Source organism: Rhodoblastus acidophilus (assembly GCF_900187365.1).
GTDB lineage: Bacteria > Pseudomonadota > Alphaproteobacteria > Rhizobiales > Beijerinckiaceae > Rhodoblastus > Rhodoblastus acidophilus.
On record NZ_FYDG01000004.1, the window covers coordinates 231709 to 244855 of the forward strand.

Consider the following 13147-nt stretch of genomic DNA (forward strand, 5'->3'; position numbering starts at 1 on the left):
ACCCAAGGCAAGCCGGACACGCTGGCCCTTCTTAGCCTCTCGCAGTCCGAGGACGACATGAGGCGGTTGGGCGTGCTCGCCGACGTCTATTCCCTCTACTTCGCCTTCGGCCATCGTGACGACCCCTTGAGGGCCGAACTGGACCGCATGATCGGGCGCCTTCTGATGCGAATCTCCGGTCTTCTGCCGCCAGAGGCCGCCGACAGGTTGGACACGAGATGCCTGGTTCTGACGGGCGCTTCCGGCGCGGGCAAGAGCGCGGCTCTGGGGCGCATGTTCCTCAAGCACCCGTCGTTCCCCGGATTCGGCGTCGCCGGTTCGGGATGCCCAGCCGTCAGGGTGCGGGTCCGGGGCGGCTGCACCCACGGCAGCCTCGCGCGCGCCCTGCTCCGCGCCCTCGACTATCCGATCATCGTCGCGAGGAAGGACGCCGAGACCCTGTGGGAGATGGCGCGCGAGCGCGTCCGAATGATGGACGTTCGGGTGATCTATTTCGACGAGTTCCAGAACGTGATCGAAACCGCCAACGTCGACGAGGTCCAGAAGATGCTGAATAGCCTCAAGACCTTCCTGAACCACGAAACCCACCCGGTCCTGCTGGTCCTCTCCGGCCTGCCCTCAATCGTTCCGTTTCTAGAAATCGACACGCAGGTCTTCCGGCGCAGCGTGTTCATCCGGTTCCAGCCGCTCGATGCTGACGACCTTCCGTTGCTGTCCAAGATCGTCGGCGATCTCGCCAAGGCGGCCAATTTGCGCGTGGACATCCCGAAGATGGCCGGATTTCTGCCGCGCCTGATGCATGCCTCTCTGTTCCAACTCGGCACCTCCGTCGAACTCGCCTGCGAGGCGGCGGAACAGGCGTTGATGGTTGGAGGCGATACGCTGGAAGTCGGCCATTTCGCCGCCGGCTTCGCGCGCCGCACCGGAAACGCCGACGAGGCCAACCCCTTCCTCGCCAAGGACTACCACCTGATCGACTGCTCCCGCGTCCACCGGAAGGCGGTCATCGCCCCGGACGATGACGACGAGATGGACAAGCGCCGCCGGATGCGCCGGAAGATGCGAGCGACGAAGTGACCGTCGGCAAGCTCCATCCGCGCGTGCCCCTCGGGCGCGACGAGTCGGCGACATCGTTCCTGTCGCGGCTGGCGCGGTGCAACGGCGTAGACTCCGCTCGCAGGCTCTGTCTCGACGTGGGGCTGGATTTTCAGGGCGTGGTCGACGGGCGCGGCGACGCCCTGTCGGCGCTGGCTTGGATGGCGGACGCGGCGCAGGAAAACGTCGTCGCCGGCGCCATCGTGCGCGAGGGAGACGCCATTTTTCGGCTGCGGGACGAAAGGCTGCTGAAGCCCGCCCTGCGCCGGGACAAGCTTCACGTTTGCCCGGCCTGCCTGAGTGACGACATCGCGGCATCAGGCCGCGCGCCGGAGGTTGCCGCCTATGGGCGGGTCCATTGGCTTCTGGGCGCGATCCGCACCTGCCCCGTACACGAGATGGCGCTGGTCGATGCCGTTGCCGGCGCCACTCCCAGCAAGCTGCACGACTTCGCGCTGCTGATGGCGCCGGCGGTTGCGGACCTCGACGGTCTGGCCGAACACGCGGCGCGTCGTGCGCCGTCCTCCCTCGAAACCTATCTCCTCGACCGGCTGGCAGGCGTCGTGGGCAGGTCTCCATGGCTCGACGGTCTGGAATTCTATGCCGCCGCCAAGACTTGCGAGATGGTCGGCGCCGTCGCCGTTCATGGGCGCACGCCGAACTTGAAGCTCCTGACCGACGACGAGTGGCGCGAGGCTGGCGCCATCGGCTTCGGGATTGCGGCGGGCGGCGAGACGAGCATTCGCGAGTTCCTCGCCGACCTTCAGGCGACGTTCTCCTATGGGCGCGGCGGAAACGATGGGCCGCAGGCCACTTTCGGGCGGCTCTTTCAGTGGATTGCCTTCGGCGCCGAGGACACCTCCTTCGACCCGGTGCGCGACGTGGTGCGGCGCCATGTCTGCGAGACGACCCCGGTCGGCCCCGGCGATGTCGTTCTCGGCCAGCCGGTCGAGCGCCGCCGCATTCATTCGATCCGTTCCGCGTCTCTGGAGATCGGCGCGCATCCGAAGCGCCTCCGCAAGCTGCTCGCCGCCAAGGCGCTGATCGCCGACGACCATCAGAGCAGGCCGGACAACCTCGTCCTGTTCGACGCCGAAGCCGCGCGCGACGCAATGGAGGCCGCCGTCGGACTGTCATTGAAGGAGGTCGAGAGCTACCTCAACGCCGGGCGCGTGCAGGCGAGACTGCTGGCCGAGCACGGCTTCATCAGGCCTCTCGTGGCGGCGGGAGCGCCGGGAATCGGCGAAAACGCATTTTCCAGGGCGGAACTCGACGCGTTCCTGGATCGCCTGCTCGACGGGGCCGAGCCAATGGTCGAGGCGGTCGAGCCGATGGCGGACATTCCATGGGCGGCCAAGCGGGCGTGCTGCTCGGCAGCCGAGGTCGTCCGGCTGATCCTTGATCGTCGCCTTACTCGTGTTGGCCGTCTGGAGGGTGCCGGGGGCTACATGTCGGTCCTTGTCGATGTCGAGGAGATCAGGCGCCACGTCTGCGGCCCGGCGCTGGAGGGGCTGACGGGCCGCGACCTCATGCGCGAGTTGCGGACCAACAACCGCGTCGTCAGCGCCCTGATCGCCGCCGGGAAGCTGCGGGCGACGCGGGCCGTGAACCCGGTCAACCGCTGCCCGGTCGATGTCGTTACGTGCGAGGAACTCGACAGGTTCAGGCGCGAGTATGTCTCGCTGACGGAGATGTCCGAGGCGCTTGGGCGCCACAGGCGCGGCGTGATCGCCATGATGGAGGAGCGCGGCGTCAGGCCCGCGCTCGACAGGGAGGCGTTCGGAGCAACGTTCTATCGGCGGGCGGAGGTGGAATGATCTGCACCCCATAGGCATTGACGTACAAGCGAACCGTGGCGAATGCGGCATCGCAGCGCGATCGCCCGCACCTTTACCGTTCAAGCTTTGACAACGATGGAAAACCGCACATTATGACCGTCAAGGCGATGCGTAAGGTTCGCAGAAAGAAGGTGAAAAAAATGCTCAACGGAGCTGATATCCAGTGGGAAGAACCCCATCAAGTAAAAAACCGGACATTTCAAATTGTCGTTTACATCGATCCGTCGCTTCCGAATTCAACCTGCGTTGAGGCATTCGAGAACGGAAAAGAAGTCATCTACACCCTGGCACCGGGCCTCTCCCAGCGTGAACGCCATCTGATAGATCACACCACAGGGTCTTCTTATTTCAAGAAATTCGGCACAGCTGGTCTGTTCGACTTGATCGAAGACATAAAATCGCGGCTCGATAAATACGCATAATCTCAACATAAAAGAGCGTTAAGGCGCATTTGTCGGACGACACCCGCCAAAATATCTTATGCGTGCGCCGTTTCAGTAGCCCGACTGCGGGTTAAGCGGCGCCGCCTCGGCCACCAATGCGCTGACGCGGTTCTGTGCAGGCGGGCCATTTCCTATGATCTTGCTGGCGTAAAGTGCGGCACCGAGCACAAGGGCGCCAACAATGGCGATCTGAGTCATACGCATAGTCATCTGAGACCTCTTCACGGCGCATAAACCACATCGGGCCGCAATGGTTGCGGCGCCGGTTGACGAGCGTTTGAGTTCAGGCTGCGCGCCGGACCTCCAATTCGCCATGGTCTTCGCAGAGAAATATTCGTTCTGTTTGCGAATGGATTAGCGGTCGGAAGAGGTCGAAAATTGACAGTTTTGCGTAGGTTTTTTCGTTCTGGCTACAATGTCAGAACCTATCGATCACCTGGTAAAGGCCGTCTTTGAAGACGACATAATTATACTCGCGAACAGTGTAAGGAAATCTCTTGGTCAAGAACACGAGCTTGCAATTTCACCGTTGCAAGCACTGCGATGGTTTGAAAGTATAGCAATACCACAAAAAGGGCTCCTAAAAGTGAACACCTTTAGCGCGCCGAAAGGAACGCCTCCGGCGCGCGTAAAATACGACCCGTTGCGAATGTTTATTGATTCAGACAGCTATCAATAAGCGAAAGACTATCGAGATCCAGACTCACATGAAATCATTGCTCATGAAATTGGGCACATGCTTCTTCATGACAAAACAGCAAAAGCCTTTTCTGCTGCTGATGCCGAGCGGCTTCCATCAATTCCAAAAGAACAAAGCGCAGAATGGCAAGCTGACCGATTTTGCGATCATTATCTTCTACCAATCAAGTTTGTCGAATCATTAAATTTTGACGCCCATTTAATCGTCAATCAATGCAATGTACCGCACCGAATAGCTTTGCGTCAGATCATAAACGCACAACGTATACTCAAAGTCGGCACTTCAAATTATCAGACATAAAATACATAAATTTACCCACCCCCTTACAACTTCCATTTGAGACATCTTTTTCCAGAAAGAGACAAAAAAACATTAGAAAACCGCAAGACGGCACACTTCCTTCTCAAGGGAATACTAAAATAATGAAGACCCCCTTACTCAGATAGGGCGCCATCCCCTCTCCCCGCGAGCGGGGAGAGGGTTAGGGTGAGGGGGGCTCCGGCGCTCGCCTCGCCCCATCCACGTCCGCCCGCCAAACCGGCGCAGACCGCTCAAATCGCAGATCCCCCTCACCCCCGCCCTCTCCCCGCGCGCGGGGAGAGGGTGCGCAAACGTCGCAAGGCTCGACGGGATTGATGGCGACACACCCGCTCATTGACGGCGAAGCGCACGCCTAATCAAAGCGCAGCCGACGCGCCGCCGCGTGGACGGCCTCTCGCCCCCTCCCAAACCCCGTCGCTCTGGAACACAACCACAGCGGCGCGCGTTGAAAAACAATAGTTTGGGAGGACTCTATGACAAACAACATGTCGAACCGCGCCGCCATCGCCACCCTGATCTACATGATGGTCCAGGCGGTCGTCTTCGGCGTCGGAATGGTGCTGCTCATGGCGACGCCGCTGGCCAACATCGCCATGACCCTGATGCCCTATGTCGTCGCGGCCTCGCTGATCGCCTCGGCCCCGCTGGCGTGGTGGATCGCGCCCTATGCGCGCGCCTCGCACGAACGGTTGCTGAATGCGCGGGAGCCCGGCCGTTCGGTCGATGACCAACCGGCGCGCGGCTACCACGGGAGCCGGCCGCAAGGCTGACCCCGCCGTCCCACGGGCGAAAATGCAAGAGATCCCGACCGCAAGTCGGGATTTTGCATTTTTGACGCTAAGCCGCGCCCCCGCCCGCCCCAGGCGCCCGCCGCCATTTCCAGCAAAGCCGGCCCCTCCCCGCCCGTCGTCCCCACACCCGCGCCCAGCCCACTCGAGACCGTGCTTGACTAACCAGTCAGTCATTCTAAAATGCCGGCCTGTCCCCGTTGCGGGCGATTGGCGCTTCCGCCATCCTTCTCGACGCGAAGCCATCCCAAGCTTGCCGAACGGGGCCGCACAGCACGGGAGCCGACGCCATGAAGCCGCGCGTCATTGTCATTGTTGTCATCCTTGCCCTTCTGGCCGGCGGCGGCTGGTGGTGGAGCCGGCGCGGCCCCGCCGAAGGGCCGCTCGTCCTGCAGGGCAATGTCGAGGTCCGTCAGGTCAATCTCGGCTTCAAGGTCGCCGGCCGCATCGCGCAATTGCTCGTGGACGAAGGCGACCATGTCGTCGCCGGCCAGAAGCTCGCCGCCCTCGATAAAATCTATTTCGAGGACACGCTGCGGCAATTGCGGGCGCAGCGCGACCAGTCCGCCGCCAATCTGGCCAAGATGATCGCCGGCAACCGGCCCGAGGAAATCGCCCAGGCCGAAGCCCTGGTCTCCGAGCGCGAGGCCACGCTCGCCAATATGAAGCTCACCGCCGAGCGGGCGCAAAAACTGTTCACCACCGCCGCGGGCACTCAGAAAACCTATGACGACGCCACCATGGCGGCGCGGCAGGCGGAGGCGCAGCGCGAATCGGCGCGGCAGGCGCTCAATCTGATGAAGGCCGGCTTCCGCAAGGAAGACATTGATCTCGCGCGCGGCCAGCTCGCCGAACGCGAAGCCGCCATCGGCATCGCCGAACGCCAGCTGGCCGACGCCGACCTGATCGCGCCCGGCCCCGGCATCGTCCTGAGCCGGGTGCGCGAAGCCGGCGCCATCGTCAACGGCGGCGAAACCGTCTTCATCGTGAGCCTGACCACCCCGGTCTGGGTGCGCACCTATGTGTCCGAACTCGAACTCGGCCGCATCAAGCCCGGCCAGCCGGTCGATCTGCGGCTGGATGCGCCGCAGGCCAAGCCGATGACGGGCCGGATCGGCTTCATCTCGACCACGGCGGAATTCACGCCCAAAACGGTGGAAACCCGCGAATTGCGCACCGCCCTGGTCTATCGCGTCCGCATCGTCGCCGACGATCCCGACGGGGTGCTGCGCCAGGGCATGCCGGTCACGGCGACGGTCAACGCGGCCGGGCCGGACGGCCCCCGCCTGTCGGAAAGCGCGCGGCCATGACCGACGCCCTGGTCGTCATCACGGCGCTGGAAAAGTCGTTCGGGGCGGGGCCGCCGGCGATCCAGAACCTGACGACCACGATCAAGCCCGGCCAGGTCACCGGGCTGGTCGGGCCGGACGGCGCCGGCAAGACCACGCTGATGCGGCTGATGGCCGCCCTGCTCAAGCCAAGCGCCGGCCGCATAGAAACCTGCGGCTTCGACACTGTGGCCCGCGCGGCGGACATCCGCGACGTGATCGGCTACATGCCGCAACGCTTCGGCCTCTACGAAGATCTGACTGTCCTCGAAAATCTCACCCTCTACGCCGATTTGCGCGGCGTGCTCGGGCAGGCCCGCACGGACACGTTCGAGCGGCTGCTCGCCTTCACCGATCTCGCCCGCTTCACCGGCCGGCTCGCGGGCGCGCTGTCGGGCGGCATGAAGCAGAAGCTTGGCCTCGCCTGCGCCATGCTGCGCTCGCCGCGCCTGCTGCTGCTCGACGAGCCGAGCGTCGGCGTCGATCCGATCTCCCGGCGCGAACTGTGGCGCATGGTTTATGCGCTGATCGCCGAGGGTGTCGGCGTGGTCTGGAGCACCGCCTATCTCGACGAGGCCGAGAACTGCGCCGAGGTCATCGTCATGAACGGCGGGCGCGTGCTGTACCAGGGCGACCCCAAGGCCATGACCGCCACAATGGCGGGCCGGGTGTTCCACGCCCGCGGCGCCGGGGCGGAACGCCGCGAGGCGCTGGCCCGCGCGCTGACGCGGCCCGACATTGTCGATGGCGTGCTGCAGGGCGAGGCGATTCGCCTCGTCACCGCCGAGGGCGCCCCCGCGCCGCAGCCCGAAAACCTCGGCGCCGCCGCCCCGGTCGAAATCGTCGCCGCCGCCCCGCGCTTCGAGGACGCTTTCGTCGCCTTGCTCGGCGGTCAGGCCAAACACGCCTTGTCGGTCGCCGCGCGCGCGCCAATGGACGACAGCGGCGCCCTGCCGGTGGAGGCGCGCGCGCTGACGCGCCGGTTCGGCGATTTCACCGCCGCCGATTCCATCACGTTTCAGATCAAGCGCGGCGAAATCTTCGGCCTGCTCGGGCCGAACGGCGCCGGCAAGTCCACCACGTTCAAGATGATGTGCGGCCTGCTGCGCCCGACCGAAGGCACGGCGCTGGTCGATGGCCTCGACCTCTACAAAGCCTCGTCGGCGGCGCGCGGGCGACTCGGCTATATGGCGCAGAAATTCTCGCTCTATGGCGATCTCAGCGTGCGGCAGAATCTCGAATTTTTCGCCGGCGCTTACGGCCTGTCCGGCGCCCGGCGCCGCGAGGCGGTGGCGCGGGTCGTCGAGGCGTTCGACCTCAAGCCGCATCTCGATGAAAACGCCGGCGGCCTGCCGCTGGGCTTCAAGCAGCGGCTGGCGCTGTCGGCGGCGATCATGCACGAACCGCCCGTGCTGTTCCTCGACGAGCCGACCTCGGGCGTCGATCCGCTCACCCGCCGCGAATTCTGGGCCACGATCAACGCCATGGTGGGGCGCGGCGTCACCGTGATGGTGACCACCCATTTCATGGACGAAGCCGAATATTGCGACCGGATCGCCCTGATCTATCGCGGTCGCGCCATCGCCGTGGGTACGCCGGAGGCGCTGCAAGCCCGCGTCCGCTCGCCCGAAATCCCCGCCCCCACGCTGGAAGACGCGTTTGTCGCCCTGGTGGAGGAGAGCGACAAACCGAGGGCGGCGGCATGAGCGACACATCCTCGCTGCAGGCGCGCTGGCGGCGCATAAGGGCGCTGACCATCAAGGAAACCTTGCAAGTCTCGCGCGACCCGTCCAGCTTCGTCGTCGCCTTCGTGCTGCCGGCGCTGCTGCTGTTCCTGTTCGGCTTCGGCATTTCCTTCGACGCCACCCGGCTGAAGGTCGGGCTGACGCTGGAGGAGCCGACGCCCGCCGCGCGTGAATTCCTGATCTCACTCAGCAACACCCGCTATTTCGAGGTGCGCCAGTCCGCCGACCGCCGCGCCTTCCTCGACGACCTGTCGGCGGGCAAGCTCAATGCGGTGATCGTGCTGGCGGGCGATTTCGCCCAGCGGCTCGGCCGCGGCGACACGGCGGCGATCCAGGTGGTCACCGACGGCAGCGACCCCAACACCGCCGCCCTCGTCAACGGCTATGTGCAGGGCGCGTGGCGGACGTGGGAGGCGCAGCGCGGCCTGGGCGCCGCGGGACCGCCGGGCCAGATCGACGTCCAGACCCGCGTCTGGTTCAACCCCGAGCTGGAAAGTCGCCGCTTCCTGGTGCCCGGCTCGATCTCGCTGATCCAGATGATGATCGGCTCGCTGCTGACGGCGCTGGTGGTGTCGCGCGAGTGGGAGCGCGGCACGATGGAGGCGCTGCTGGCGACCCCCGTCGGCGTGCTGGAGTTCATTCTCGGCAAGCTCGCGCCCAATTTCATTCTGGGCATGTGCGCCATGGGCGTGTGCGTGCTGGCGTCGCTGTTCGTGTTCGACATTCCGTTGCGCGGATCGCTGCTCGCCCTCACCGCCTTCACCGCCATCTTCCTCATCGTGGCGCTGAGTCTCGGCCTGCTGATCTCGACGGTGGCGCGCACGCAATTCCTGGCGAGTCAGATGGCCATGATGGTCGCCTTCCTGCCCGGCCTCTATTTCTCCGGCTTCCTGTTCGAAGTCGCCAGCATGCCCGCCCCCTTGCGCGCCTTCGCGCGCGTGGTGCCCGCCTATTATTACGTGCCGGGGCTGCAGACCATTTTCCTCGCCGGCGACATCTGGGCGGTGATTCTGCCGGCCAGCGCCATCCTGCTGGGCATGTCGGCGCTGCTGTTCACCCTCACCGCGCGCAAGACGCGCCAGACGCTGGATTGAAGCCATGATCTGGACGCGCCTGTCCGCCCTCGTCGTCAAGGAACTGCTCGCGGCCTTCCGCGATCCCAAGGCGCGCGTCGCCCTGATCGCGCCGCCGCTGATTCAATTGGTCCTGTTCGCCTTCGCCGCCACGATGGAAGTCACCAACGTCCCCGTCGGCGTGGTCAATCAGGATTGGGGCGCGCAGTCGGCGCAACTCATCAGCCGATTCGAACGCGCCTCGGCCTTTTCCGAAATCCGCCGCTACGCCAGCGAGAGCGAGGCGCGCGCGGCGGTGGATCGGCAGGAGGTGATGGCGGTGGTGCAGATCGACCAGGAATTTTCGCGCAAGATGGCGGCGGGCGAGACGCCGAGCGTGCTGCTGGTGCTCGACGGCCGCAAATCCAACAGCGCCCAGCTGGTGAACTCCTATCTCACCACCATCATCACCCAGTTCGGGACCGATTCGCTGGCGGGAAGCGCGCAGGACCCGGCGAGCGCGCTGGTCGATCGCAGCTGGTACAATCCGAATCGCGAATATCGCAACGCCATGGTGCCGATTCTGATCGCGACCCTGCCGATGACCATGGTGCTGATGATCGTGGGCATGTCGGTGGCGCGCGAGCGCGAACTCGGCACGTTCGAGCAATTGCTGGTGTCGCCGCTGCAGCCGTTCGAAATTATCATCGGCAAGGCCGTGCCCGGCATGATCATCGGCATGGCGCAATGCGCCGTGCTGGCGCTGATCGTGATTGTGCTGTTCGGCATCCCCCTGCTCGGCTCGCCGCTGGCGCTGTTTTTCAGCCTGTTCGTGTTTCTCATCGCCGTGATCGGCATCGCCCTGTTCATTTCGTCGCTGGTTTCGACCCAGCAGCAGGCGATGATGGGCATAATGGTGGTGATGATGCCGGCGATGATGCTGTCCGGCTTTTCCTCGCCGGTGCAGAACATGCCGGACTGGCTGCAGCCGGTCTCGCTGATGAATCCGCTGACCCACATTCTGGTGATCGTGCGCGGGCTGTTCCTGCGCGACATGCCGATCTGGCTGGTGGCGCAGCGAATCTGGCCGATGGCGCTGGTGGCGGTCGCGACCATGTCGGCGGCGACCTGGATGTTCCGGCGTACGATCCAGTAAATTCCGACCGGCGAAGCGGAAGCGCCAGACGTTTCCAAGTCGCGCCGAAGTCGCGCGTAAATTGCGGCGGCTTGCGCCGACAATCCGGCGCAGCCGGATTAAGTTTTACTGTGTTGAGAAGGTGGCTCCCTGAGCAGGACTCGAACCTGCGACCCAGCGATTAACAGTCGCTTGCTCTACCGGCTGAGCTATCAGGGATCACGTTGCGCGGTGAATTGCGTATAGCAGCGTGAAATCGGATTGAAAACCCCCCCAGCGAACTTTTCGCGACAGAAATGAGAAAGTGGTCCGAACGCACAAACACCAGCTTGCGGCGACAGCGGTTCTGCTGCTATAGGCCTTGCATCGTCCAGCGCGAAGCGCGCTCGGCGGCCTCGTGGCGGAGTGGCTACGCAGAGGACTGCAAATCCTTGCACCCCGGTTCGATTCCGGGCGAGGCCTCCAAAAATCCTTCAATCAGCATCCAGACTCGTGCAAAATCAGCCTGCTAGGCTTGGTTTTGCTGGGACCGCTTGTCCGCTTGCGTTTGAGGGCGGGTGTTCAAATGCGAGAAATCGGCTGGATGTGGCCCGCCGGGCCTGCCCAGCCTATTTCGCCGGCCTTCGCCGCCGTGTCGGCCATGCGCCCACGGGCGCGACCGGCGTCGCTTGGGGTCACGCCGCCTGCGCGGTCGAGACGAAGGCGGCGACATTCTTGTGCAAATGCGCGGCTTCCTGCTCCAATTCCCTCACAATGTTCCGCACTTCAAACGTCTCGTCGCGCGAGGCGGCGATCGCTTGCGCCACATGGGCGGCGCTGACCGTCACTTCCTCCGAACTCGACGCCGCCAGCTGAACATTTCGGGCGATCTCCTGAGTCGCGGCGCGCTGCTGCTCGATCACGCCCGCAATGGACGACGACACCCGATTGACCCGCTCGATGGTGGCGTCGACCTCGTTGATCGCGGCGATCACCTGACCGGACGCTTCGGTGACGGCGTGGATATGGCTGGCGATTTCCTCGGTGGCGCGCGCGGTTTGGCCCGCCAGCGTCTTGACCTCGGAGGCGACGACGGCGAAGCCGCGGCCCGCGTCGCCCGCGCGCGCCGCCTCGATGGTGGCGTTCAGCGCCAGCAGGTTGGTCTGACCGGCGATGTCGTTGATCAGGCCGATCACGGCGCGAATCTTCTCCGAGGCGCCCGACAGGTTCTTGACCAGATTCTGCGCCTGCCGCATTTCGCTGGACGCGGCGGACGTGATCTCGGACGCCTCGATCACGCTGTTGGCGATCTCGCCGATCGACGTCGCCAATTGATCGGCGGAACGGGCGGCGAGTTGCACGGTGGCCGCGGCCTGCTGCGCCGATTCCGCGATGGCCGTGGCTTGACTGGCGGCGGCGTCGGTCTGGTCGGCGATCCGGCAGGCGCTGCCCTCGGTTCGCTTGATCTGGCCGCCAAGCGCGGCGATGGCCTCGTGCATGTTTTTTGTGAAGGCGGCGCTGCTTTCGCTCTTGGCGCTGGCGTCCTGCATTTCCCTTTCGTGCCGGCGCCTGACTTCCCGTTGCGCCTCGGCGGCTTGCGCGGCGGCCTCGCGATAACGTGCGGCGGCGACGGCGAGCTGGCCGATTTCGTCGCGGCTGCGGATGTCGGGAATCGCCGTGTCGAACCGCCCGTTCTGAATGGCGTCGAGCGCGTGGACGATTTTGACAATTGGGCGGGTGATCGAGCGGACGACCACCAACGCGATGATCAGGCCGACCAGGGCGGCCGCCAGCGAGACGCCCAGGCGCTCAAAGACGACGGCGCGGTATCCCTTGACGCGGGCTTCAAGCAATTGCTGCATCGCGTCGTCGAGCTTGGGCAGCGCGGTGAGAATGCGGCTCTCCACGTCCGGCTCCAGCGCCAGAATGGCGGCGACGTCATGGGCTTTCGCGGCCTCCGCCAGTTGGGGCAGCAGCTTGACGATCGGCTCGATGGTCGGGCCGAGCGCCTCGCGCAGCGCGCCATCCGCATTGCCATTGACCGCCCGGCTCCAATCGTTGGCGAAACTGACGGCGGCCGAGGCGAGACTCGTGCTCGCCACGGCGAATTCGATGGTCGCCGCCTCCGATTTGCTCTGTTGCAGCGCCCGGGCGGCGCCGACGAGTTCGGTGGAGCGTTGCAGGATCGCCTGGGTCTGGTTGACCAGAAGGTCGCCGACGAAATAGGCGTCGGCCTCGGGATCCAGCGTGATGTTGGAATTGTCCGACGCCGCGGTGATCGCTTCCAGCAATTTCGGCAGCGCCGCGTCATAGCGATGCGACCTGAGCGCGTCCACAATGTCCCGGCTCAGGCGCGTCAACCCCAAACGTCCCTGATCCTGCTCCTCCGCCTTGAGGATCGCCGCCGCCGACCCCGAGCTTTCCTCCGCCAGCGCCGAGGCGAACCCTTGCTGAAGCGCGCGCAAATAGGTCACGCCCGCCATTTCCTTTTGGGTGAACTGGATCAGCGAATCCTTCTCGATCACCACAAAATACAAAAGAAATACAAGGGGAACGACAAGGATCGCCAATGCCGAAAACAGCTTGTGCGACAAGGACAGGTTCTGCATTGGCATGACGCGTATTCCGCTAGCGTTCAATGTAAGCGCAACCTTAACTTGCAGCATTACGGTTAAGGAAGCCTTGATGAAAAGTCTAACCGCTTGACGTTACAGCATGAAGGC

11 protein-coding genes and 2 tRNA genes are annotated in these 13147 nt (G+C 64.3%); 10 read left to right on the top strand and 3 right to left on the bottom strand.

From position 1 onward, the window contains the following. The first annotated feature begins 72 nt into the window (after window positions 1-72). From CFB24_RS11025 to CFB24_RS11035, 3 genes are read left to right on the top strand one after another with little or no spacing between them, the layout of a single operon-like run. Window positions 73-1077, top strand: coding sequence for a TniB family NTP-binding protein (locus tag CFB24_RS11025; protein ID WP_210190740.1), 1005 nt, complete (start codon window positions 73-75; stop codon window positions 1075-1077). After that, window positions 1074-2912, top strand: a complete 1839-nt coding sequence (locus tag CFB24_RS11030; protein ID WP_088520661.1) for a TniQ family protein — start codon at window positions 1074-1076, stop codon at window positions 2910-2912. Before CFB24_RS11025 ends, CFB24_RS11030 begins: the two co-directional genes overlap by 4 nt. Before the next feature lie 35 nt (window positions 2913-2947). Then, window positions 2948-3355 (top strand): hypothetical protein, encoded by a 408-nt coding sequence (locus CFB24_RS11035; RefSeq protein WP_141098432.1) that lies wholly within the window; start codon window positions 2948-2950, stop codon window positions 3353-3355. A gap of 72 nt (window positions 3356-3427) precedes the next feature. Here the strand turns inward: CFB24_RS11035 and CFB24_RS23055 are convergent, their stop codons facing one another. Further along, complete coding sequence (locus tag CFB24_RS23055; RefSeq protein ID WP_158255158.1) at window positions 3428-3574, bottom strand: hypothetical protein; 147 nt, start codon at window positions 3572-3574, stop codon at window positions 3428-3430. Between the two features lie 538 nt (window positions 3575-4112). Here CFB24_RS23055 and CFB24_RS22560 point away from each other — a divergent pair. The 6 genes from CFB24_RS22560 to CFB24_RS11060 all read left to right on the top strand — a co-directional run bounded on the left by CFB24_RS22560 (window position 4113) and on the right by CFB24_RS11060 (window position 10466). Further along, window positions 4113-4376 (top strand): hypothetical protein, encoded by a 264-nt coding sequence (locus CFB24_RS22560; protein WP_111390628.1) that lies wholly within the window; start codon window positions 4113-4115, stop codon window positions 4374-4376. A gap of 494 nt (window positions 4377-4870) precedes the next feature. Further along, complete coding sequence (locus tag CFB24_RS11040; RefSeq protein ID WP_244593132.1) at window positions 4871-5167, top strand: hypothetical protein; 297 nt, start codon at window positions 4871-4873, stop codon at window positions 5165-5167. Window positions 5168-5475: 308 nt separating this feature from the next. After that, the gene (locus CFB24_RS11045) at window positions 5476-6495 is read left to right on the top strand and encodes an HlyD family secretion protein (RefSeq protein ID WP_088520663.1); all 1020 of its coding nucleotides are present in this window, start codon (window positions 5476-5478) and stop codon (window positions 6493-6495) included. Beyond that, window positions 6492-8219, top strand: coding sequence for an ATP-binding cassette domain-containing protein (locus CFB24_RS11050; RefSeq protein WP_088520664.1), 1728 nt, complete (start codon window positions 6492-6494; stop codon window positions 8217-8219). The genes CFB24_RS11045 and CFB24_RS11050 overlap by 4 nt, the downstream gene beginning before the upstream one ends. Then, the gene (locus CFB24_RS11055) at window positions 8216-9352 is read left to right on the top strand and encodes an ABC transporter permease (protein WP_088520665.1); all 1137 of its coding nucleotides are present in this window, start codon (window positions 8216-8218) and stop codon (window positions 9350-9352) included. Before CFB24_RS11050 ends, CFB24_RS11055 begins: the two co-directional genes overlap by 4 nt. A gap of 4 nt (window positions 9353-9356) precedes the next feature. Beyond that, the gene (locus tag CFB24_RS11060) at window positions 9357-10466 is read left to right on the top strand and encodes an ABC transporter permease (RefSeq protein WP_088520666.1); all 1110 of its coding nucleotides are present in this window, start codon (window positions 9357-9359) and stop codon (window positions 10464-10466) included. Window positions 10467-10588: 122 nt separating this feature from the next. Here CFB24_RS11060 and CFB24_RS11065 read toward each other — a convergent pair. Continuing rightward, window positions 10589-10664 (bottom strand) — tRNA-Asn (locus CFB24_RS11065). 172 nt (window positions 10665-10836) lie between these two features. Here CFB24_RS11065 and CFB24_RS11070 point away from each other — a divergent pair. Then, window positions 10837-10910 (top strand) — tRNA-Cys (locus tag CFB24_RS11070). Window positions 10911-11119: 209 nt separating this feature from the next. On the opposite strand, the gene CFB24_RS11075 is transcribed toward CFB24_RS11070, so the two are convergent. After that, window positions 11120-13039, bottom strand: a complete 1920-nt coding sequence (locus tag CFB24_RS11075; protein WP_158255232.1) for a methyl-accepting chemotaxis protein — start codon at window positions 13037-13039, stop codon at window positions 11120-11122. Between the last annotated feature and the right edge of the window lie 108 nt (window positions 13040-13147).

Bases quoted from the DNA above. Each gene is read 5' to 3' on its own strand.
- CFB24_RS23055 (WP_158255158.1), bottom strand. From the start codon at position 3,574: ATGACTCAGATCGCCATTGTTGGCGCCCTTGTGCTCGGTGCCGCACTT.
- CFB24_RS22560 (WP_111390628.1), top strand. From the start codon at position 4,113: ATGCTTCTTCATGACAAAACAGCAAAAGCCTTTTCTGCTGCTGATGCC.
- CFB24_RS11040 (WP_244593132.1), top strand. From the start codon at position 4,871: ATGACAAACAACATGTCGAACCGCGCCGCCATCGCCACCCTGATCTAC.
- CFB24_RS11045 (WP_088520663.1), top strand. From the start codon at position 5,476: ATGAAGCCGCGCGTCATTGTCATTGTTGTCATCCTTGCCCTTCTGGCC.
- CFB24_RS11050 (WP_088520664.1), top strand. From the start codon at position 6,492: ATGACCGACGCCCTGGTCGTCATCACGGCGCTGGAAAAGTCGTTCGGG.
- CFB24_RS11055 (WP_088520665.1), top strand. From the start codon at position 8,216: ATGAGCGACACATCCTCGCTGCAGGCGCGCTGGCGGCGCATAAGGGCG.
- CFB24_RS11060 (WP_088520666.1), top strand. From the start codon at position 9,357: ATGATCTGGACGCGCCTGTCCGCCCTCGTCGTCAAGGAACTGCTCGCG.
- CFB24_RS11075 (WP_158255232.1), bottom strand. From the start codon at position 13,039: ATGCCAATGCAGAACCTGTCCTTGTCGCACAAGCTGTTTTCGGCATTG.